The organism is Sphingomonas sp., assembly GCF_019635515.1.
Taxonomy (GTDB): domain Bacteria; phylum Pseudomonadota; class Alphaproteobacteria; order Sphingomonadales; family Sphingomonadaceae; genus Sphingomonas.
Genome location: NZ_JAHBZI010000001.1, coordinates 319,581 through 338,451 on the forward strand (window position 1 = coordinate 319,581; position 18,871 = coordinate 338,451).

Sequence of the window (18,871 nt, forward strand, 5' to 3'; positions counted from 1 at the left end):
GAGAATCTTGCAATGTAGGATTTGGCCTGCTTGGGCCGGAGCCCGGCATCGCCGCTGGCGGTACCGGCGCTCTTTGAATCGTCGCTGCCGGCCGGCATTTGCAAGGCCCATGGTCACTGCGACCATTGGGACCATTCGCAGGCGAGCGTGCACAAAAAATGGGGGTCCGCAGCCGCGGCCACGAACCCCCTTTTCGCGCAGCGCTTATTTGACGCCGTGCATCCACTTCTTGAGCGGGAAGCTCAGGAGCAGCAGCAGCACGCCCAGCCCGATCGCCCACCAGGCGATCAGCGTGAAGACATGGGTGTAGGTGTCGAGGCTGACCTTGAGATTGGTCACCTGACCGCCCACCGTCTCGACGCTTGCGAACTGGGCGATCACGCCGGCGACGTACTGCGCCACCGAGATCGACAGGAACCACACGCCCATCATCAGCCCGACGATCCGCGCGATCGAGAGCTTGGTGATCATGCTCAGGCCCACCGGCGAGATGCACAGCTCCGCGAAGCTGTGGATCAGATAGAGCCCGGCCAGCCACCAGATCGCCACCTTGAAGTCGTCACCGGCGAAGCTGGCGCCCCATGCGAGCAGCAGGAAGCCCAGCGCCACGCCGATCAGCGCGGTGCCGAACTTGACCGGGATCGTCGGCTCCATCCCGCGCTTGGCGAGGCTGGTCCACAGCATCGACATGAACGGAGCGAGAAGCACGATGAAGGCGGCGTTGAAGAACTGGGTCTGCCCCGCGGTGATCGTGAACAGGCCGAATACCGAGAGATCGGTGTTGCGATCGGCGAACAAGGTCAGTGACGAGCCGGCCTGCTCGAACAGCGTCCAGAACACGACGTTGAAGACGATCAGCACCATCGCCGCCAGCATCATCTGGAATTCCTGGCGGCTGCCGGCCATTGCCGACCAGATCAGGATTCCGGGCACGCCGAGCAGAAACGAGCCGAACAGCAATTTGCCCATCAGCGGCAGCGCCATGACATAGCCGACGATACCCGAGCCTTCGGCCGGCGCGGGGGCGTTCATCAGGTTGACGTAAAGCAGGTAGAACAGCGGCACGACGCACAGCGCCGCGATATAGATGATCCATTGCTGCTTGTTGACGTTGGGCTTGGCCGGAGGCTCGCCATAGCCGGCGAGCGACGGTCCGGCGAAGTGGATCAGGCACCACGAGATCATCATGCCGATCGCGGCGAGCAGGAAGCCGACCCACCAGTCATACGCAACGGCCAGCCACGGGCAGAGGATCTGCGAGAATAGCGAACCGAGATTGATGCCCATGTAGAATATGGTGAAGCCGCTGTCGCGGCGCCGGTCGCCTTGCGCATAGAGCTCGCCGACCATCGTCGAGATATTGGGTTTGAAGAAACCATTGCCGACGCTGACCATCGACAGCGCGAACAGCATCAGCATGACATGGAACGGGCTGCGCTCGGCGTCCGATTCGAAGCTACCCTTGGCGACCTTCTGCACCGATGCGCCATTTTCGAGCAGATCGACGGTGCCGTCGTCATTGCCCTTGATCTCGAGCTTGCGCGCGCCCTGGACGACGTAGCGGACTTCCTTGTCCGCCTGCTTCTCGATCGAGACCTCGTAGCGCTGGCCGTCGATCGTCGCGTTCGGCCTGGCGGTCTCGCCGCCGAAGCAGAGCGTGAGATAGCCGAGCGACATGATGATCGCGCCGAACTTCACCGCGCGCTTGGAGCCGAGATACTGATCGGCGAGGTAGCCGCCGACGAGCGGGGTCAGGTAGACCAAGGCGGTGAACCCGCCATAGATACCGGTCGCCTGCCGGTCGCCGAACATGAAATGCTGGGTCAGATAGAGCGTCAGCAGCGCCCGCATGCCGTAATAGCCGAAGCGCTCCCACATCTCGGTGGTGAACAGCCGCGCGAGCTGGCGCGGATGCCCGAACCAGGTCTTCTCATCGGCTGGATTGATATGGGTGATATCCGGTTCTGCCGGATTATCGGCGGTAGGTGTGTCGACCATGCGGGAAAATCCCCTCTTTTTCTCATCTTCCGGGCGGTGCCCGGCGCATGGGCGGCGAGACTAGACGGAATGAAGCGGCTGTAAAGCATCGGCTTGCTTGGCGCGGGCGCCGCGGCTTCCTAGATGCGCGTGATGTTCAACGACCGCTCCACGCCGCTCACGCTCCTCAAGACCCGCCGCTCGGGCAAGCCGCGCGAGATGGTCGCGCCGGGCCCGAGCCGCGAGCAATTGCTCGAAATCATCGAGATCGCCTCGCGCACCCCCGATCATGGCAAGCTCTTCCCGTGGCGTTTCGTGGTGGTGCCCGATGAAGCGCGCGACGCGCTGGCGGCGAAGCTGGGTGATATCCTGCGCGCCGAGAAAGCCGACTGCACCGACCGCGATGTCGAGGCCGCCTGGCAGTTTGCGCGCCAGGCGCCGGCGCTGGTGGTCGTGCTGTCCGCGCCGATCGCGGAGCACAAGGTTCCTGTGTGGGAACAGGAGCTTTCGGCCGGCGCCGTGGCGATGAACCTGCTCCATGCCGCCCATGCTTCCGGCTTCGTCGGCGGCTGGATCACCGGCTGGGCGGCCTATTCGGACGCGGTTCGCGACCTGTTTGGCAAGGAAGGCGAGCGGATCGCCGGATTCATGTTTCTCGGCACTCCCGCGCGGCCACTGGAAGAACGCCCGCGACCTGCACTGTCCGAAATCGTACAGTTTTGGCAAAACGGGTATGGACATACTGTGCAATCAGTGTATTAGGGAGGCATGACAGCGCTAGAGCATGAAGATTCGCCCGTATATCTCAAGCTCCGTGCGAGCATCGCCGCGGCGATTCTGCGCGGTCAATATCGTGCGGGCGATCAGCTTCCCTCGGTACGCGCGCTTGCCGCCGAGCACGGCGCCAATCCGCTGACCGTGGCCAAGGCGTATCAGAGCTTCCAGGACGACGGCTATGTCGAGGTCCGTCGCGGCGTCGGCATGTTCGTGCTGCCCGGCGCGGTCGAGCGGCTGCGCGTCGCCGAGCGCGATCGCTTCCTCACCGGCTATTGGCCGCGCGTGAAGGAGCATATCGCGCTGCTCGGGCTCGATGCCGGCGAGTTGCTGGGGCGCGAACTGGCGTAAAGCGCATGCGTCGGTTCGCGATCCCGAACTGGCTCAAACCGTTCACACCCTGGATATTGCTGGTGCTAGGCACCTTCACCTTCCAGACCGCGATCGCCAAACCCTTCTACATTCCCAGCGAATCGATGATGCCTGCGCTGCAGGTCGGCGATCGGCTGGTCGTGACGAAATATCCCTATGGCTACGCCTATTCATCGCTGTCGATCCACGGCAGCGGCGTGGTGCCCGGGCGCCTGTTCGGCCGCCTGCCCGAGCGCGGCGATATCGTCACCGTGGCGCGGCGGGGCGACGGCGCGGACCTGATCAAGCGCGTGATTGGCCTGCCGGGCGACACGATTGCGCTTAGCCACGGGCAGGTGATCCTGAACGGCGTAGCCGTGCCGCGCGTCGCCAACGGTCATGCGATGATCCCGGTCGATGCCAATACGCCGTGCGACGCCGATATGGTGCGGCCGTTCCGTCGCCCTGGACCGGATGGCGCGCTCTATTGCCAGGTACCCCTGTTTCGCGAGACGCTGCCTAATGGCGCGAGCTACGACACGATCGATCTCGGCGATACGCATCTGCCCAACGGCTATCTTAGTCCGCGCGACAATTTCGCCACGATCCGCGTACCCGAGGGCCATGTCTTCCTGATGGGCGACAACCGCGACCAGTCCGCCGACAGCCGCTTCTCGCTGGAAGAGAAGGGGCTGGGCGGTCCGGTGCCGCTCGAGACGATCAGCGGCCGCGCGGAGTTCGTGACGCACAGCTATGATGGCGACGCCGCGTGGTGGAACCCGGTCAGCTGGGTCAGCGAACTACGCGGCGGCCGTGCGGGAACGAACCTTCGTCCCGAACATCACTGATGCTGGTGATCACCGGCACTTCCGCGTACCGCCCGCCAATCTCGATGCGGCCCGCCCGCATATGGCTGCGATGATCGCCGCCAGCCGCGCCGAGGCGGGATGCCTGCACTACAGCTACGGCGAGGATGTTCTCGATCGCGGGCTGATCCACGTCACCGAATATTGGGTGAGCCGCGAAGCGCTGGCCGCGCACGGCGTGACCGCGCACATCAAGGCATGGCGGGCGAGCTGGCCGGAACTGGGCATCGGCGAACGCGATCTGACCCTGTTCGAAGCCGATGACGGCGCGCCGATCTAGGCAACATTCCCGAGGCGGCGTTTCACCAATTTGCGGAAGATGGTGCTATAGCGCGGTCATGCGTGTCCATATCGTCCTCCCATTCCTGCTCCTGGCCGCTTGCCATCCGCCGGCAAAGTCGCCCGCGCCGGCCGATACCGCCGATGAAAACACGGTCGAGCAGTCGATGGAGAACAGCCAGTTCGCGGTCGAGGACCAGATCGAGAATGATGCGATCGACCAGGAAGACGTCGAGGCGAACCTTGACTAGACCGCGAATTCCTCGGCGCTGACCGCATACAGCACGTCCGACTTCGCCATCGCCGCGGCCTTGAGGCCCATCGCCTCCGGGACGATCTGCTCGACATAGAAGCGCGCGGCGGCCTGCTTCATCCTTAGGAACGCGGGATCGCCCTCCGAGCGCGCCGCGATCCTTCCGCTTTCCTCCATCAGCCAGCCGCACACCGCGGTCGCGAGCATCGTCAGGAACGGATAGCTCGCCGCCAGCCGGTCGTCGGTCTCGCTCGCCAGCAGGTTGCGGCCGACCTCCTCGCAAGCGTCGATCAGGTTGAGCAGACCGGTATCCTCGGCATCGCCGCGCATCTCGGCGAGCAGTGCCAGCAGTGTCGCGCCATTATCCATGCTCAGCTTGCGCCCGACCAGGTCGGCGGCCTGGATGCCGTTGGTGCCCTCGTATATCGGGAAGATGCGCGCATCGCGGAAATGCTGGGCGGCGCCGGTCTCCTCGATATAGCCCATACCGCCATGGACCTGGATACCGAGGCTGGCGACTTCGTTGCCGAGATCGGTGCCGTGCGCCTTGGCGAGCGGGGTGAGCAGTTCGAGCCGCGCCTTGGCGGCGGGATCGCCGGCGTTGGCGCGGTCGAGCTGGCCGAAGGCGTAATAGACCAAAGCCCGCGCCGCCTGGGTCTGCGCCTTCATCCGCATCAGCATGCGGCGGACGTCGGGGTGCTCGATGATCGCCACCGGCTCGCGGCCCTGCCCGGCACGTGCCGACTGGATACGCTCGCGAGCATAGGCGACGGCGCGCTGGGTGGCGCGTTCGGCAACCTCGACGCCCTGCAGGCCGACGTTGAGCCGCGCGTTGTTCATCATCGTGAACATCGCGACGATGCCGCCCATCTCGTTGCCGATCAGCTCGCCGACGCAATCGTCATGGTCGCCGAAGCTCAGCACGCAGGTCGGTGAGGCATGGATGCCCATCTTGTGCTCGATCGAGACGGTGCGGACGTCGTTGAAGTCGCCGGGCGTGCCATCTTCGTTGAGGCGGTATTTCGGGACGAGGAACAGCGAGATGCCCTTGGTGCCCGCGGGCGCGCCGGGAGTACGGGCGAGGACGAGATGGACGATGTTGTCGGCCATGTCGTGATCGCCGAACGAGATGAAGATCTTGGTACCCTTGATCAGGAAGGTGCCGTCGCCGCGCGGCGTGGCGGTGGTACGCAACGCGCCGACGTCCGATCCGGCCTGGGGCTCGGTCAGGTTCATCGTCCCGGTCCATTCGCCGGTGGCGAGCTTGCCCAGATACGCGTCCTGCTGCGCCGGGCTGCCATGATGGACGAGCGACTCTATCGCGCCGACCGTCAGCATCGGCGCGAGCGCGAAGCCGATGTTCGAGGTGCCGAGCGTCTCGATCACCGCGGTGGCGAGGCTGACCGGCAGGCCTTGGCCGCCATGCGAGACCGGCGAGCCGATCGTACCCCAGCCATTCTCGACATAGGCCTTGTACGCCGCGACGAACCCGGCGGGCATGACCACGCCCTGTTCGGTCCACTTGGCGCCGACCTCGTCGCCCACGCGCTCGAGCGGCGCCCACTCGCCCGTTGCGAATTGGCCCACGCCCTCGAGGACCGCATCAACAAGGTCGGGCGTCGCTTCTTCCGAGAGCTCGCTCAGGCGGACGATATGGTCGAGCACGAAGCGCTGGTCGGCGATGGCTGGCTGAAAGGTCATGCTGTCTCTCTTGTCGGCGTCTTGATCGCGCTATAGCCGCAGCGTGATGAGTGCAACCAAGCCCTTGATACTGCCCTATGGCGACGCGGCTATCGCCGAGGCTGCGCGCGTGATCGCCTCGGGTGGATGCGTCGGGGTGCCGACCGAGACGGTTTATGGGCTCGCTGCGGACGCAACCGACGCCCGCGCCGTGGCGGGGATCTATGAAGCCAAAGGACGGCCTTCGTTCAATCCGCTGATCGTACATGTGTGCGATCTGGCGGCGGCGGAACGGATCGCGGTGTTCGACGATGCGGCGCGCGCACTGGCGAGGCGCTTCTGGCCGGGCCCGCTGACCCTGGTGCTGCCGGCGCGTGCCGATAATGGGGTCGCGTCGCTGGTGATGGCGGGGCACTCGACCATCGCCATTCGTGTGCCCGCGCACCGGGCGATGCAGGCTTTGCTCGCGGCTACGGGTAAGCCGCTCGCGGCGCCTTCGGCCAATGCCAGCGGCGGGATCAGTCCGACGCGCGCCGCGCATGTCGCGGCGAGCCTTGGCGGGCGAGTACCGTTGGTTATCGACGATGGCGCGACGCCTGCGGGGGTGGAATCGACGATCGTAATGGGGTCGCAGATTCTGCGCCCCGGCCCGCTGACCGAAGAACAGCTTTTCCCCGGCGAAGGCCGGAGCCCAGCCTTGAACTCTGAGTCCGGGGCCCAGCCTTCGGGGAAAGAAGGGGTGGTTTCGCCTGGGCAGCTCGCGAGCCATTATGCGCCGAGCAAGCCGTTGCGGCTGGACGCGACCGAAGCCAAGGACGAATGGCTGATCGGCTTCGGCGAAGTCGCGGGCGACGAGACGCTTTCCGCCTCCGGCGACCTCACCGAAGCTGCCGCCAATCTCTTCGATGCGCTTCACCGGGCGGATGCAGGACGCGCGGCCAAGATCGCCGTCGCACCGATTCCCGAGACCGGCGTGGGCGCCGCGATCAACGACCGCCTGCGCCGCGCGGCGCATCCGCGCTGACCTTTACACCTGCGCAACAAAGAATAGAATCCCCCTCCAGTCGTAAGCGTTGCGTGCCAGCGGAACCACTTGCGGAGGGGAAATCATGACCAATGTGCAGCGCGGGCTTGCCGAGATGATCGGCACGTTCTGGCTAGTCTTCGGCGGATGCGGCAGCGCGGTGCTCGCGGCGGCATATCCCGATCTCGGCATCGGCTTTACGGGCGTGGCGCTCGCTTTCGGGCTGACGGTGCTGACCATGGCCTATTCGATCGGGCATATCTCGGGCTGCCATCTCAATCCGGCGGTAACGCTCGGGTTATGGGCGGGTGGACGCTTCGCGGCGAAGGATATCCCGCTTTATGTGATCGCGCAGGTCGTGGGCGCCTGCATCGCCGCGTACCTGCTTTACCATGTCGCGAGCGGCGCGCCGGGCTATGCAGGCGGCTTGGCCTCGAACGGCTTTGGCGAGCATTCGCCTGGCAAATTCTCGTTCGAGGCGGGGATGGTGATCGAAGTGGTGCTGACCTTCATCTTCCTGCTCGTCATCATGGGATCGACTGACAGCCGTGCGCCCGCGGGCTTCGCGCCGATCGCGATCGGGCTGTGCCTGACGCTGATCCATCTGATCTCGATTCCGGTGACCAACACCTCGGTCAATCCCGCGCGCTCGACCGGGCCGGCGCTGCTCGAAGGCGGGATCGCGCTGCAGCAGCTAATGTGGTTCTGGATCGCGCCGATCGCCGGGGCGCTGATCGGCGGCTTTGCTTATAAGCTGCTTGGCGCCGATGCGACGAAGCGGCCGCCGATCGAAGGCGAAGCGCTTCCCTGACCGATCAGGGCGCGGCTCAGGCCGCGCCCTCCTTGGCCCGCGCGGCGAAGCTCTTGCGGAGCTTGCGCAGCTTGGGCGGGATGACGGCGAGGCAATAGGGGTTACGCTGGCCTTCGCCAGACCAATATTCCTGGTGATATTCCTCGGCGGGCCACCATTCGCCGAGCGTCTCGATGCTGGTCACGATCGGGGCGGGCCAATCGGGGCGAGCGCGGTCGAGCGCGTCCAGCGCCTCGCGCTCCTGCTCGGCCGAATGCGGGAAGATCGCCGAGCGGTATTGGGTGCCGATATCATTGCCCTGGCGATTGAGCTGGGTCGGATCGTGCGTCGCCAGGAAGATGTCGAGGATCTCGCCATAGCTGATCTGGTCGGTGTCGAAGCTGACGCGGATCGCCTCGGCATGGCCGGTCGTGCCCGAGCAGACCTCTTTGTAAGTGGGGTTGACCTTGGTCCCGCCGATATAGCCGCTCTCGACACCGGTGACGCCAATCACATCGTTGAACACCGCTTCGGTGCACCAGAAACATCCGCCTGCCAGCGTCGCGGTCTCGATGGTCATCTGCAACTCCTTGCTTACCGGCCCAAGATAGGATTGAGCGGAAGAACCACAATGCGGGGATGACGATGCGCGACGGAACGGTGATGGTCACGGGCGGGGCGGGCTATATCGGCAGCCATGCCGTGCTGGCCTTGCTCGATGCGGGCTGGAAAGTCGTGGTGATCGACAATCTCGTCACCGGCTTCGACTGGGCGGTCGACAAGCGCGCTTCGCTGGTGGTCGCCGATATCGAGGACGACGCCACGGTCCGCGCCACGATCCGCGAGCATGGGGTGATCGCGATCATGCACTTCGCCGGATCGGTGGTGGTGCCCGAGAGCGTGACCGACCCACTCAAATATTACCGCAACAACACCGTCGCCAGCCGCGCGCTGATCGAAAGCGCGGTGGCCGAAGGCGTGAAGCATTTCATCTTCTCCTCGACGGCGGCGACCTATGGCATTCCCGAGGTGGTGCCGGTCAAGGAAGACAGCCCCAAGCTGCCGATCAACCCCTATGGCATGTCCAAGCTGATGACCGAGATCATGCTCAAGGATGTCGCGGCGGCGCATCCGATCAATTATTGCGCGCTGCGCTATTTCAACGTGGCCGGCGCCGATCCGCAGGGGCGCTCGGGGCAGAGCACGGCGGGCGCGACGCACCTGATCAAGGTCGCGGTGGAAGCCGCTACCGGGAAGCGGGAGAGCGTCGGCGTGTTCGGCACCGACTTCGACACGCCGGACGGGACGGGTGTGCGCGACTATATCCATGTCAGCGATCTGGCGGCGGCGCATGTCGACGCGCTCGACCTGCTGATCGCCGACCCGGCCAAGAACCACACGATGAACGCCGGCTATGGCCGCGGCTTCTCGGTGCTCGAAGTGCTCGACGCGGTCGACCGGGTGACCAATCTGACGATCAACCGCAAGCTGGAAGGGCGCCGCGCGGGCGATCCCGACATGCTGATTTCGGACAACTCAGCGATCCTCGCGGCGCTGCCGTGGCGGCCGAAGAATGACGATCTCGACCAGATCGTCCGGGATGCGCTGGCGTGGGAGCGCAAGCTGGCTGAGCGCGCCTAACTTCACGCTTTTCACGGTCGTTCGGGTTCAAAGTTGCGCGCGTGGGAAATTTTCGTGCGTGGCGGGCTGTGGTGGGTTTCGACAGCGTCAAAGAGCGGGCCGGCGCTTCCGGCCGACACAGCCAAGCAGGCGAAATCCTACATTGCAACCGGCTTCTTGCCGTCCAGCCAGCGTAGCTCGATCCACCACCACAGCATCGCCCAGCCGCCGCCGAACACCCAGCCGGCGACGACGTCGCTCGGCCAATGGACGCCGAGATAGACGCGGCTGACGCCGATCGCGCCGGTAAGCAGGATCGCCACGCCGAGCACGAAGCCGCGCAGGCGGCGATCTGGCATCACCGGAAACAGCAGGGTGGCGAGGGTCAGGTAGACGATCGCCGAATTGGCGGCGTGGCCGCTCGGAAAACTGTGCGAGACCTCGACCATCAGCCGGTCGATCAGATCGGGGCGGGCGCGGCTGACCAGCGCCTTGATGACGGTGACGACCGCCGAGCCGAGCAGCGTCGCACCCAGTACCAGCGCCATGCTCCGCATCCGCTGGTGCAAGGCGAGGAAAATCGCGGCGGAGGCGACGACGAAGGTGAGCACGGTCGCGCTGCCCAGCGCGGTCACGTCGCGCATCGCCGAGGGGAGCCAGGCCGGGCCGGCGGGAATGTCGGGGTGGCCGGGCACGCGCATCGCCAGCATGATCGCGCGGTCGATGCTGGCGCCATCGCCTTCGCTTAGCTCATGGCCGAACCATAGGATCAGCAGCAGCAGCGCGGCGCAGGCGGAAGCGGCGGCGATCGGCCAGGGAATGCGGCGTGAGGCCGGGCGCTCGGGGCCGCGGATGATGGTGGGCTCGTCCATGGGGGGATGGTGGCGCGGCGGAGTGGAGAGGGCAACCGGATAGCGCGGGGAGAGGCCGGAAACCCGTCACCAGTTGATTTCACATGAGCCGAAGCAAGGCTGTTCCCCTGCGAAAGCGGGGGTCCAGAACCCCTAGCGGCAACTTCTGTGACCCTGGCTCCTGCTTTCGCAGGAGAGCATGTACTTAAATATCGGTGGTGCTTCGAGCTGTCGGTAACGGCCCTAAGCCCGCTCGGCCGAGCTCACCACGTCGGCGGCGCGCAGCGCCGCGAGCAGCTTCATCAGGTGCGCGGCATTGCGCACCTCCAGCTCGATCACGTTGGTGTGGAAGGTGGTGTCGCGGTTGTCCATGCGGAGCTCGAGAATGTTGGCCTTGTGCTGGCCGATCAGCGTGGCGATCGCGCCGAGCGCACCGGGCTCGTTCTTCAGCGTGACCGCGATCCGGGCGATCCCGCCCTCGGCCTTGTCGCCCCAGGTCAGGTCGATCCAGTCTTCCTCGTCGCTGTCCGCCAGATGCGCGCATTCGATGGCGTGGACCTCGATCGGTTTGCCGGCGCGGCGCAGCCCGACGATGCGGTCGCCCGGGATCGGCCGGCAATCGATCGCGAAGTCGAACGCCACCCCCGACGTCAGCCCCTTGATCTCGATGGCGTGCTGCTGTGGCGGATGCTCGTGCTCGTCGCCGGTCGCCGAGCCCGGCATCACCGCTTCCATCACCTGACGATCGGTCAGCTTGCGGCGGGCGATCGCCTCCATCAGCGTCGCTTCGTCGGCGAGCTTGAGGCGTTTCAAGGCATCCTTGAGCGCGCTCGCTCCGGGCGGAGTCGGCAGGCGGGTGACGATCTCGTCATAGAGCTTGCGCCCCAGCCGCATCGTCTCGTCGCGCTCCTTGTGGCGGATATGGCGGCGGATCGCCGCACGCGCCTTGCCGGTGATCGCGAAGTTGAGCCAATTGGCCTGCGGCTCCTGCGCCTTGGAGCGGAGGATCTGGACCTGGTCTCCCTGCTGGATCTCGGTGCGCAAGGGTACGACCTGGCCGTTGACCTTGGCGCCGACCGCCTGATCGCCGATGTTCGAATGCACCGCATAGGCGAAGTCGATCGGCGTCGCGCCCTTGGGGAGCTGGATCAGCTCGCCCGCGGGCGAAAAGGCGAAGATGCGGTCCTGGTACATCGCCATCCGCGTATGCTCGAGCAGCTCCTCGGGGCTGTCGGCATGTTCGAGGATCTCGATCAGGTCGCGGATCCAGCTGACCTGGGTGTCGGGCCGCACCGCGTCCTGCTTGTACGCCCAGTGCGCGGCCAGGCCATATTCGGCCTGGGCGTGCATGTCGCGGGTGCGGATCTGGATTTCGACGCGCTGATTGTCGGCGAGGATCACGGTGGTGTGGAGCGAGCGGTAGCCGTTGCGCTTGGGCGTCGAGATATAATCCTTGAAGCGCCCGGGAACCATCGGCCAGCGGCGGTGGATCACCCCCAATGCGCGGTAGCACTCTTCCTCGGTTTCCACCGTCGCGCGGAAGGCCATGATGTCGCTGAGCTGTTCGAGGCTGACATGCCGCTCGGACATCTTCTTCCAGATCGAATAGGGGTGCTTCTCGCGTCCCGAAACCTCGGCCTCGATGCCGCCGCGCGACAGCAGCAATTTGAGCCCCGATCCGATCTTGGCGATGCGGTCCTCGCCCTCGACCTTGAGCGCGTCGAGCCGCCTGGTGATCGATTCATAGGCTTCGGGCTCGAGCTCCTTGAAGGCGAGGCTCTGCATCTCCTTCATGAACTCGTACATGCCGATGCGTTCGGCGAGCGGCGCGTAGATGTCCATCGTCTCGCGCGCGATGCGGCGGCGCTTGTCCTCCGATTTGATGTAGTGGAGCGTCCGCATGTTGTGCAGCCGGTCGGCGAGCTTGACCAGCAGCACGCGGATGTCGTCGGACATCGCCAGCAGGAACTTGCGGAGATTCTCGGCGGAGCGCTCGGTCTCGCTCTGCGCCTCGATCTTGGAAAGCTTGGTGACGCCGTCGACCATCCGCGCGACATTGTCGCCGAACAGGCGCTTGATCTCGTCGGGAGTGGCGACGGTATCCTCGATCGTGTCGTGCAGGATCGCGGTGGCGATCGTCTCGTCGTCGAGATGCAGGTCGGTCAGGATGCCGGCGACTTCGATCGGGTGGCTGAAATAGGGATCGCCCGACGCGCGCTTCTGGCTGCCATGGGCGTTGACCGAAAACACATAGGCGCGGTTGAGCAGCGCCTCATCGGCTTGGGGGTCGTAGGAAAGGACCCGGTCAACCAGTTCATATTGCCGCAGCACAGAGCCTGTTTGGGGCCCTGTGCTGCTGCATTGCAATGATTTTTGAACTCAGCGCGCCTTGGCGTTGCACTTTTCGAGCGCGGCGGCGTCGAAATCGGTGCCGTTGGCGCGGAACGCGTTGAGCTTGCCGACTTCCTTGGCGACCAGTTCGCAGACGATGCTGTCACGCGCATCGGCCTTGTTGGCGACGCAGGTGCCGTCGGCGCACTTCCACACCGTCGAGCGCGTGATCATGCTGGTCTTGGCGGGGGCGGTAACCGGGCTGGCCGAATAATAGCCGCGCACCGGACCCTGGGCGAAGCCGGCGACGGGGGTGAGCGCCAGCGTTGCCGCGGCTGCTGCCGCGACGGCGAGAAAACGGGTCATGATAAATCCTCCTGGGGTACTGGCTTGCAACCAGGTTGCGAATCACCACCTAATTAACATAAAGGTAAGTTGCAAGCAGAAACCATTGCTGCGGCGCAAAATGTTATCCCGTTCCGAAACCCCGGGATTTGAGGTATGCAATCTTCATGGGTGCGAATAAATTGCGAGAAGACCTATCGGCCTTGTGCAGCCTGCCGGCGGCGCTGGAGGCGATGGGCGAGCGCTGGTCGTTCCTGATCCTTCGCGGCTCGTTCAACGGGCTCCACCATTTCGAGGAATTCCAGTCCGAACTGGGGATCGCCCGCAACATCCTCGCCAACCGGCTCGCCCGGCTGGTCGATCATGGCATCCTCAAGCGCCAGCCCTGCGCCGACGACCGCCGCAAGGTCGAATATGGGCTGACCGACAAGGGTTTCGCCCTGCTGCCGACGATGGTCGCGCTCCGGCAATGGGGCGAGCGCTGGGAAACCGGCGTGCCCGCCACCCCGATCCTCGTCGATGCGCGCGATGGCCAGCCGATCCGCCAGATCGAAGTGCTCAGCCATGACGGCCGCGTGTTGACCAAGGGCGATCTCCACTGGGCGCTGCCCGAGGATGTCGAAGCCGCGCGGGCCGCCGAATAATATGATCGCACGGGTCGCGGCGCTGGCGCTCCTGACGCTGACCGGCGCCTGTACGCTGAGCTCGAACGTGGCGCTGATCGCCCCCGGCGTGGCGGTGCCCGAGCTCAAGACCGGCACCTACCGGATCTATCTGCCGCTGGAGGAAGCCGATGCGCTGAAGCTTGGCGATGTGCGGGCGAAGGCATGCCTCAAGACGGTGCGTTCGGTCGAGGGCAGCGACACCCTCGATGGCCCGCGCCGCACCGAGCGGATCGTCTATTGCGACCGCGATCCCGAGACCGGCGAAGGGCCGTATGATCTCGAGCTGCGCGGCACGGCAGGGGCCTATACGCTCAAGGGTCCGGAGGGCGAGACGAGCCTCGCCTTCAAGGGGCTGGGCGACGGGCGCTATCTGGCGCAGACCGAGAAGGCGCCGCCTTCGACCGCGTTCGAATATACCCTCGCCGGATTCCATGGCGACGATATCGATGTCTTCACGCTTGGCTGCGACGAGTTCCCCTCCGTCAAGCAGACCGACGGGGCGGGGGCGACGCGCTGCGAGATCGCCTCGTTCGATCCGGTCACGCCCGAACTCGCCAAGGTCATCGCGCGGATCGAGGCCGGGACCAAGGCGCCGCTGGTGATCCTGAAGCTCAGCCGCTGAGCGCCGCGAGCCGCGCCCGGACATTGTCCGGCATCGGCTTCGAGCGGCGCGCGGCGAGATCGACATGGACGCTGACGATCTCGATCGTGGCATGCAGCTCTTGCGTTTCGGCGTGGCAGAGATCGACCGCCATGGTCAGGCTCGAATTGCCGACGCCGCTCACCCGCACCCACGCCTCGACCATGTCGTCGAAGCGCAGCGACTTTTTGAAATCGACCGTCGCCCTGACGACGTTGAACTCGGCATCGAGCCAGTCGGGGCCGATGTCCGCCAGGTTGGCCCAGCGCCAGAACTCGGTGAGCGCGACATCGCCATATTCGAGATAGCGCGAGTTGAAGACGATCTTCTGCCCGTCGATCTCGGAATAGCGGACGCGGAAGCGGGTCGAGAAGGGGAAGCCGGGGCGGGTGTTCATCCCGCCTTCGTGGCCCCGGTATTGACCCCCATCGACTGGAGGTACTTCTTCACGTTGCGCGCCGCCTGGCGGAGGCGCTGTTCGTTCTCGACCATGGCGATGCGGACAAAGCCTTCGCCATTCTCGCCATAACCGACGCCGGGCGCGACCGCGACCTTGGCGTGGCTGAGCAATTGCTTGGAGAATTCGAGGCTGCCGAGATGCGCCAGCGCCGGCGGCAGCGGCGCCCAGGCGAACATGCTTGCCGGCGGGGCGGGGATATCCCAGCCGGCGCGGCCGAAGCTTTCGACCAGCACGTCGCGGCGCTTGTGGTAAAGCTCGCGGTTCTTCTCGACGATGTCCTGCGGACCGTTGAGCGCCGCGCAGGCCGCGGCCTGGATCGGGGTGAAGGCGCCGTAATCGAGATACGACTTCACCCGCGTCATCGCCGCGATCAGCCGCTTGTTGCCGACCGCGAAGCCCATCCGCCAGCCGGCCATCGAATAGGTCTTGCTGAGCGAGGTGAACTCGATCGCGACATCCTTGGCGCCCGGCACCTGGAGGATCGAGACGGTCGGCTTGCCGTCATAATATAGCTCGGAATAGGCGAGATCGGAGATGATCCAGACCTGGTTCTCCTTGGCCCAGGCGACGAGGCGCTCGTAGAAGGCGATATCGACCGTCTCCGCCGTGGGGTTCGACGGATAGTTGACGACGAGGATCGAGGGCCGCGGCACCGTGAAGGCGATCGCGCGCTCAAGGCTTTCGAAATAGGCTTCGTCCGGCGTGGTCGGCACGGCGCGGATCGTCGCGCCCGCCAGGATGAAGCCAAAGGTGTGGATCGGGTAGCTGGGATTGGGCGCCAGCACGACGTCGCCGGGGGCGGTGATCGCGGTGGCGAGGCTGGCGAGCCCCTCCTTCGATCCCATCGTCACCACCACTTCGGTCTCGGGGTCGACATCGACGCCGAAGCGGCGGCCGTAATAATTGGCCTGGGCGCGGCGCAGCCCGGGAATGCCCTTGGATTGCGAATAGCCATGGGCGTCGGGCTTTTGCGCGACTTCGACCAGCTTCTCGATGACGTGCGGCGGCGGCGGCAGATCGGGATTGCCCATGCCGAGATCGATAATGTCCTCTCCCGCCGCGCGCGCCGCCGCCCGCATGCCGTTGACTTCGGCGATGACGTAGGGTGGCAGGCGCTTCATGCGGTAGAATTCTTCGGACATTTCCTCGTCTCGTGAGTTAGGAGGGCGGCACGAACCTGTGCCGTGCTGGTGCTGATAGGGCATAAGCGCCTAAGGTGGAAAGCAGTTACGCTTTGCACGCCCGAGGAGAGGATTGATGGCCGAGACCCCCACGCCGACCCCGAGCCTCGAAGACCTGCAGCACTGGACCTGGGTGCTCGGCAAGGCGCAGCAGATGATGCTCGAACAGGGCATGGACGTGATGCAGAACGCGCCGGCGAATCCCGCCTTCACCGCGATGTTCGATCCCGCCACCGCGATGCGCGCGACTGCCGATTTCTGGGCGGATTCGATGCAGCTGTGGCAGCGCTTCCTCGATCCCGCGCATGCCCAGCCGTTCGAGGAGACGCCCGAACAGGCGCGCGACAAGCGCTTCAAGGCGCCGCAATGGCGCGAGGAGCCGGTGTTCGATTTCCTCCGCCAGAGCTATTTCGTCATCGCCGACCATCTGCTGAAGGGCGTCGACGCGCTCGACGGGGTCGAGGGCAAGCAGAAGGAGCAGATCCGCTTCGCCACCAAGGGCTTTATCGACGCGATCAGCCCGACCAATTTCCCCGCGACCAACCCGCAGGTGCTCGAAAAGATCGTCGAGACCAAGGGCGAGAGCCTGTTGAAGGGACTCCAGCACATGCTGGCCGACATCCAGAAGGGCCAGATGACCCAGACCGCGGAAGGGGCGTTCGAACTCGGCCGCAATCTGGCGATGACCCCGGGCAAGGTCGTCAAGCGCACGCCCTTGTATGAGCTGATCCAGTACGCGCCGGTGACCGAGCAGGTCTTCAAGACGCCGCTGATCATCTTCCCGCCCTGGATCAACCGCTTCTACATCCTCGACCTGACGCCCGAGAAGAGCTTCATCGCCTGGGCGGTCAGCCAGGGACTGACGGTGTTCGTCGTCTCGTGGAAATCGGCCGACGCCAGCATGAAGGATGTGCGCTGGGACGATTATATCGAGGGCGGGCAGATCGACGCGATCGATACCGTGCGCGCGCTGCTCGGCGTCGATGCCGTCCACGCCATCGGCTATTGCGTCGCGGGGACGACGCTGGCGGCGACGCTCGCGGTGCTGGCGGCGCGCGGCGAGAAGGACAAGGTCGCCTCGGCCACCTTCTTCACCGCGCAGGTCGATTTCTCCGAGGCCGGCGATCTGCAGATGTTCGTCGATGACGATCAGCTCAACCTGATCCAGTCGCTGGGCGGCGAGGGCTTTCTCGACGGGCGCTACATGGCGACGACGTTCAACCTGCTGCGCGGACGCGACCTGATCTGGAACTATGTCACCAACAATTATCTGATGGGCCAGGATTACGCGCCGTTCGATCTGCTCCACTGGAACTCGGACGTGACCAACCTGCCGGCGGGCTGGCATCTCGATTATCTGCGCGACCTCTACCGCGACAACAAGCTGGTCGAGGCGGGGGCGCTGGCGATCAACGGCACGCCGCTCGATCTCTCGCAGGTGACGACGCCGACCTATGTCCAGGCGGGCCGTGAGGACCATATCGCCCCCGCCGCCAGCGTCTGGAAGATCACCCATCACTTCAAGGGGCCGATCCAGTTCGTGCTCGCCGGATCGGGACATATCGCCGGGGTCGTCAACCCGCCGAGCGCGAGCAAATATCAATATTGGACCAACGACAGCAAGGTCGAGACGCTCGCCGAGTTCGTCGCCGGCGCCGAGGAAACCAAGGGTAGCTGGTGGCCGCACTGGATCGGCTGGATCGAGGGCGTGGATGATGCCAAGGTCGCCGCGAAGGGCGCGCGCGTGCCCGGAAAGGGCAAGCTCAAGGCGCTTGCCGATGCCCCTGGCACCTATGTGAAGACGCGCTAAGTAACTGTCTTTATGTCCTAAAACATTTTTGTTGCAGTGCACAAAAAACCTCTTGCATTGCAACACGAGCCTGCATATATGCCGCATTGCAGCAATCAAGCAGGGAATGTCATATGGCAAGCAAGGGACCGAAGAACGGCACGGTGAAAACCGCCGCCAAGCCGGCCGCGCGCAAGCCGGCGGCAGCCAAGGCAGTCGTTGCTGCGCCCAAGGTTGAGAAGGCCGTCCCGGCAGCTCCCGTCGAACCGCTTGCCGCGGTTGTCGAGGCGCTGCCCGAGCCGGCTCCGGCCGTGGCAGCAGCAACGCAGGAAGTCATCGAAACCACCGAGACCGTCGAAGCCGCGATCGAGCCCGTTCAGGAGGCCATCGCCGAAACCGTCGCTCCGGCAACCACGAAAGTTGAGACCATGATCGAAGCAAACACCCAGAAGGCCCAGGCCATGTTCGCCGATTTCAACGACCGCACCAAGGCTGCCGTCGAGAAGTCGACCAAGCTGATCGAAGAAGCCAACGACTTCGCCAAGGGCAATGTCGAAGCGATCGTCGAGTCGGGCAAGATCGCGGCCAAGGGCCTCGAGACGCTGGGCCAGGACGCCGCCGAGTATAGCCGCAAGTCGTTCGAGACCGCGACCGCCGCGCTCAAGACCTTCGGCACCGTCAAGTCGCCGACCGAGTTCTTCAAGCTCCAGAGCGATTTCTTCCGCACCTCGTTCGACTCCTATGTCGCCGAAGCGTCGAAGAACACCGAAGCGATGATCAAGCTGGCCGGCGACGCCGCCCAGCCGCTGTCGAGCCGCTTCGCGGTCGCAGCCGAGAAGGTGAAGACCGCGGCGTAAGCCTGGCGCTTCGCTAACAGGTAGAGAGGGCGGTCACCCGAGAGGGTGGCCGCCCTTTTGCCGTCCCGGCTCGTCATCGCCGCGAAAGCGGGGACCCGGAGCCACGAACGACACCGCCTGTTACCCTGGATCCCCGCT

General features: G+C 65.0%; 20 protein-coding genes. 12 read left to right on the forward strand and 8 right to left on the reverse strand.

Features of this window, described 5'->3' with window-relative positions; all coding sequences use genetic code 11:
- Window positions 1–204 precede the first annotated feature (204 nt).
- Window positions 205–1,998, reverse strand: coding sequence for a peptide MFS transporter (locus KF730_RS01640; protein ID WP_294091789.1), 1,794 nt, complete (start codon window positions 1,996–1,998; stop codon window positions 205–207).
- A 132-nt stretch (window positions 1,999–2,130) separates the two neighbouring features.
- Here KF730_RS01640 and KF730_RS01645 point away from each other — a divergent pair, with 132 nt between their 5' ends.
- The 5 genes from KF730_RS01645 (at window position 2,131) to KF730_RS01665 (ending at window position 4,498) form a co-directional block, all read left to right on the forward strand.
- Window positions 2,131–2,739: a nitroreductase gene (locus tag KF730_RS01645; RefSeq protein ID WP_294095644.1), complete on the forward strand. Its 609-nt coding sequence runs from the start codon at window positions 2,131–2,133 to the stop codon at window positions 2,737–2,739.
- A gap of 6 nt (window positions 2,740–2,745) precedes the next feature.
- Window positions 2,746–3,102: a GntR family transcriptional regulator gene (locus KF730_RS01650; RefSeq protein WP_294091790.1), complete on the forward strand. Its 357-nt coding sequence runs from the start codon at window positions 2,746–2,748 to the stop codon at window positions 3,100–3,102.
- A gap of 5 nt (window positions 3,103–3,107) precedes the next feature.
- Entirely contained in the window at window positions 3,108–3,950 is an 843-nt protein-coding gene (lepB, locus tag KF730_RS01655) for a signal peptidase I (protein ID WP_294091791.1), read from the forward strand.
- 61 nt (window positions 3,951–4,011) lie between these two features.
- Window positions 4,012–4,248: a putative quinol monooxygenase gene (locus KF730_RS01660; RefSeq protein ID WP_294091792.1), complete on the forward strand. Its 237-nt coding sequence runs from the start codon at window positions 4,012–4,014 to the stop codon at window positions 4,246–4,248.
- Between the two features lie 58 nt (window positions 4,249–4,306).
- Window positions 4,307–4,498: a hypothetical protein gene (locus KF730_RS01665; RefSeq protein ID WP_294091794.1), complete on the forward strand. Its 192-nt coding sequence runs from the start codon at window positions 4,307–4,309 to the stop codon at window positions 4,496–4,498.
- Here the strand turns inward: KF730_RS01665 and KF730_RS01670 are convergent.
- Window positions 4,495–6,201, reverse strand: a complete 1,707-nt coding sequence (locus KF730_RS01670) for an acyl-CoA dehydrogenase (RefSeq protein WP_294091797.1) — start codon at window positions 6,199–6,201, stop codon at window positions 4,495–4,497. The genes KF730_RS01665 and KF730_RS01670 overlap by 4 nt on opposite strands.
- A 46-nt stretch (window positions 6,202–6,247) precedes the next feature.
- On the opposite strand from KF730_RS01670, the gene KF730_RS01675 reads away from it, so the two are divergent.
- Together KF730_RS01675 and aqpZ are read left to right on the forward strand one after the other, a co-directional pair.
- On the forward strand, window positions 6,248–7,204 hold the full coding sequence (locus KF730_RS01675) for an L-threonylcarbamoyladenylate synthase (RefSeq protein ID WP_294091799.1): 957 nt from the start codon (window positions 6,248–6,250) through the stop codon (window positions 7,202–7,204).
- A gap of 85 nt (window positions 7,205–7,289) precedes the next feature.
- Window positions 7,290–8,015, forward strand: coding sequence for an aquaporin Z (aqpZ, locus tag KF730_RS01680; protein WP_294091800.1), 726 nt, complete (start codon window positions 7,290–7,292; stop codon window positions 8,013–8,015).
- 16 nt (window positions 8,016–8,031) lie between these two features.
- Here the strand turns inward: aqpZ and msrA are convergent, their stop codons facing one another.
- Complete coding sequence (gene msrA / locus KF730_RS01685; protein ID WP_294091802.1) at window positions 8,032–8,574, reverse strand: peptide-methionine (S)-S-oxide reductase MsrA; 543 nt, start codon at window positions 8,572–8,574, stop codon at window positions 8,032–8,034.
- Window positions 8,575–8,639: 65 nt separating this feature from the next.
- On the opposite strand from msrA, the gene galE reads away from it, so the two are divergent.
- Window positions 8,640–9,635, forward strand: a complete 996-nt coding sequence (galE, locus tag KF730_RS01690; RefSeq protein WP_294095647.1) for a UDP-glucose 4-epimerase GalE — start codon at window positions 8,640–8,642, stop codon at window positions 9,633–9,635.
- 137 nt (window positions 9,636–9,772) lie between these two features.
- On the opposite strand, the gene KF730_RS01695 is transcribed toward galE, so the two are convergent.
- The 3 genes from KF730_RS01695 to KF730_RS01705 all read right to left on the reverse strand — a co-directional run bounded on the left by KF730_RS01695 (window position 9,773) and on the right by KF730_RS01705 (window position 13,162).
- Window positions 9,773–10,486, reverse strand: a complete 714-nt coding sequence (locus KF730_RS01695; RefSeq protein ID WP_294091803.1) for a phosphatase PAP2 family protein — start codon at window positions 10,484–10,486, stop codon at window positions 9,773–9,775.
- A 222-nt stretch (window positions 10,487–10,708) separates the two neighbouring features.
- Window positions 10,709–12,796 (reverse strand): bifunctional (p)ppGpp synthetase/guanosine-3',5'-bis(diphosphate) 3'-pyrophosphohydrolase, encoded by a 2,088-nt coding sequence (locus KF730_RS01700; RefSeq protein WP_294091806.1) that lies wholly within the window; start codon window positions 12,794–12,796, stop codon window positions 10,709–10,711.
- A gap of 48 nt (window positions 12,797–12,844) precedes the next feature.
- Window positions 12,845–13,162 (reverse strand): hypothetical protein, encoded by a 318-nt coding sequence (locus KF730_RS01705; RefSeq protein ID WP_294091808.1) that lies wholly within the window; start codon window positions 13,160–13,162, stop codon window positions 12,845–12,847.
- Between the two features lie 146 nt (window positions 13,163–13,308).
- On the opposite strand from KF730_RS01705, the gene KF730_RS01710 reads away from it, so the two are divergent.
- Window positions 13,309–13,785: a helix-turn-helix domain-containing protein gene (locus KF730_RS01710; RefSeq protein WP_294091809.1), complete on the forward strand. Its 477-nt coding sequence runs from the start codon at window positions 13,309–13,311 to the stop codon at window positions 13,783–13,785.
- A gap of 1 nt (window position 13,786) precedes the next feature.
- Window positions 13,787–14,428, forward strand: a complete 642-nt coding sequence (locus tag KF730_RS01715; protein WP_294091810.1) for a hypothetical protein — start codon at window positions 13,787–13,789, stop codon at window positions 14,426–14,428.
- On the opposite strand, the gene KF730_RS01720 is transcribed toward KF730_RS01715, so the two are convergent.
- A complete protein-coding gene (locus KF730_RS01720) occupies window positions 14,418–14,843 on the reverse strand; it encodes a thioesterase family protein (protein ID WP_294091811.1) in 426 nt (141 codons plus the stop codon). The two genes, KF730_RS01715 and KF730_RS01720, sit on opposite strands and share 11 nt — an antisense overlap.
- On the reverse strand, window positions 14,840–16,048 hold the full coding sequence (locus KF730_RS01725; RefSeq protein ID WP_294091813.1) for an LL-diaminopimelate aminotransferase: 1,209 nt from the start codon (window positions 16,046–16,048) through the stop codon (window positions 14,840–14,842). Before KF730_RS01725 ends, KF730_RS01720 begins: the two co-directional genes overlap by 4 nt.
- Window positions 16,049–16,163: 115 nt before the next feature.
- Here KF730_RS01725 and phaC point away from each other — a divergent pair, with 115 nt between their 5' ends.
- On the forward strand, window positions 16,164–17,897 hold the full coding sequence (phaC, locus tag KF730_RS01730) for a class I poly(R)-hydroxyalkanoic acid synthase (RefSeq protein WP_294091815.1): 1,734 nt from the start codon (window positions 16,164–16,166) through the stop codon (window positions 17,895–17,897).
- Between the two features lie 113 nt (window positions 17,898–18,010).
- On the forward strand, window positions 18,011–18,733 hold the full coding sequence (locus tag KF730_RS01735) for a phasin family protein (RefSeq protein ID WP_294091817.1): 723 nt from the start codon (window positions 18,011–18,013) through the stop codon (window positions 18,731–18,733).
- Window positions 18,734–18,871 lie beyond the last annotated feature (138 nt).

Coding starts and splice junctions, on each gene's coding strand:
- KF730_RS01640 (WP_294091789.1), bottom strand. CDS start 1,998: ATGGTCGACACACCTACCGCCGATAATCCGGCAGAACCGGATATCACC.
- KF730_RS01645 (WP_294095644.1), top strand. CDS start 2,131: ATGTTCAACGACCGCTCCACGCCGCTCACGCTCCTCAAGACCCGCCGC.
- KF730_RS01650 (WP_294091790.1), top strand. CDS start 2,746: ATGACAGCGCTAGAGCATGAAGATTCGCCCGTATATCTCAAGCTCCGT.
- lepB (WP_294091791.1), top strand. CDS start 3,108: ATGCGTCGGTTCGCGATCCCGAACTGGCTCAAACCGTTCACACCCTGG.
- KF730_RS01660 (WP_294091792.1), top strand. CDS start 4,012: ATGGCTGCGATGATCGCCGCCAGCCGCGCCGAGGCGGGATGCCTGCAC.
- KF730_RS01665 (WP_294091794.1), top strand. CDS start 4,307: ATGCGTGTCCATATCGTCCTCCCATTCCTGCTCCTGGCCGCTTGCCAT.
- KF730_RS01670 (WP_294091797.1), bottom strand. CDS start 6,201: ATGACCTTTCAGCCAGCCATCGCCGACCAGCGCTTCGTGCTCGACCAT.
- KF730_RS01675 (WP_294091799.1), top strand. CDS start 6,248: ATGAGTGCAACCAAGCCCTTGATACTGCCCTATGGCGACGCGGCTATC.
- aqpZ (WP_294091800.1), top strand. CDS start 7,290: ATGACCAATGTGCAGCGCGGGCTTGCCGAGATGATCGGCACGTTCTGG.
- msrA (WP_294091802.1), bottom strand. CDS start 8,574: ATGACCATCGAGACCGCGACGCTGGCAGGCGGATGTTTCTGGTGCACC.
- galE (WP_294095647.1), top strand. CDS start 8,640: ATGCGCGACGGAACGGTGATGGTCACGGGCGGGGCGGGCTATATCGGC.
- KF730_RS01695 (WP_294091803.1), bottom strand. CDS start 10,486: ATGGACGAGCCCACCATCATCCGCGGCCCCGAGCGCCCGGCCTCACGC.
- KF730_RS01705 (WP_294091808.1), bottom strand. CDS start 13,162: ATGACCCGTTTTCTCGCCGTCGCGGCAGCAGCCGCGGCAACGCTGGCG.
- KF730_RS01710 (WP_294091809.1), top strand. CDS start 13,309: ATGGGTGCGAATAAATTGCGAGAAGACCTATCGGCCTTGTGCAGCCTG.
- KF730_RS01715 (WP_294091810.1), top strand. CDS start 13,787: ATGATCGCACGGGTCGCGGCGCTGGCGCTCCTGACGCTGACCGGCGCC.
- KF730_RS01720 (WP_294091811.1), bottom strand. CDS start 14,843: ATGAACACCCGCCCCGGCTTCCCCTTCTCGACCCGCTTCCGCGTCCGC.
- KF730_RS01725 (WP_294091813.1), bottom strand. CDS start 16,048: ATGTCCGAAGAATTCTACCGCATGAAGCGCCTGCCACCCTACGTCATC.
- phaC (WP_294091815.1), top strand. CDS start 16,164: ATGGCCGAGACCCCCACGCCGACCCCGAGCCTCGAAGACCTGCAGCAC.
- KF730_RS01735 (WP_294091817.1), top strand. CDS start 18,011: ATGGCAAGCAAGGGACCGAAGAACGGCACGGTGAAAACCGCCGCCAAG.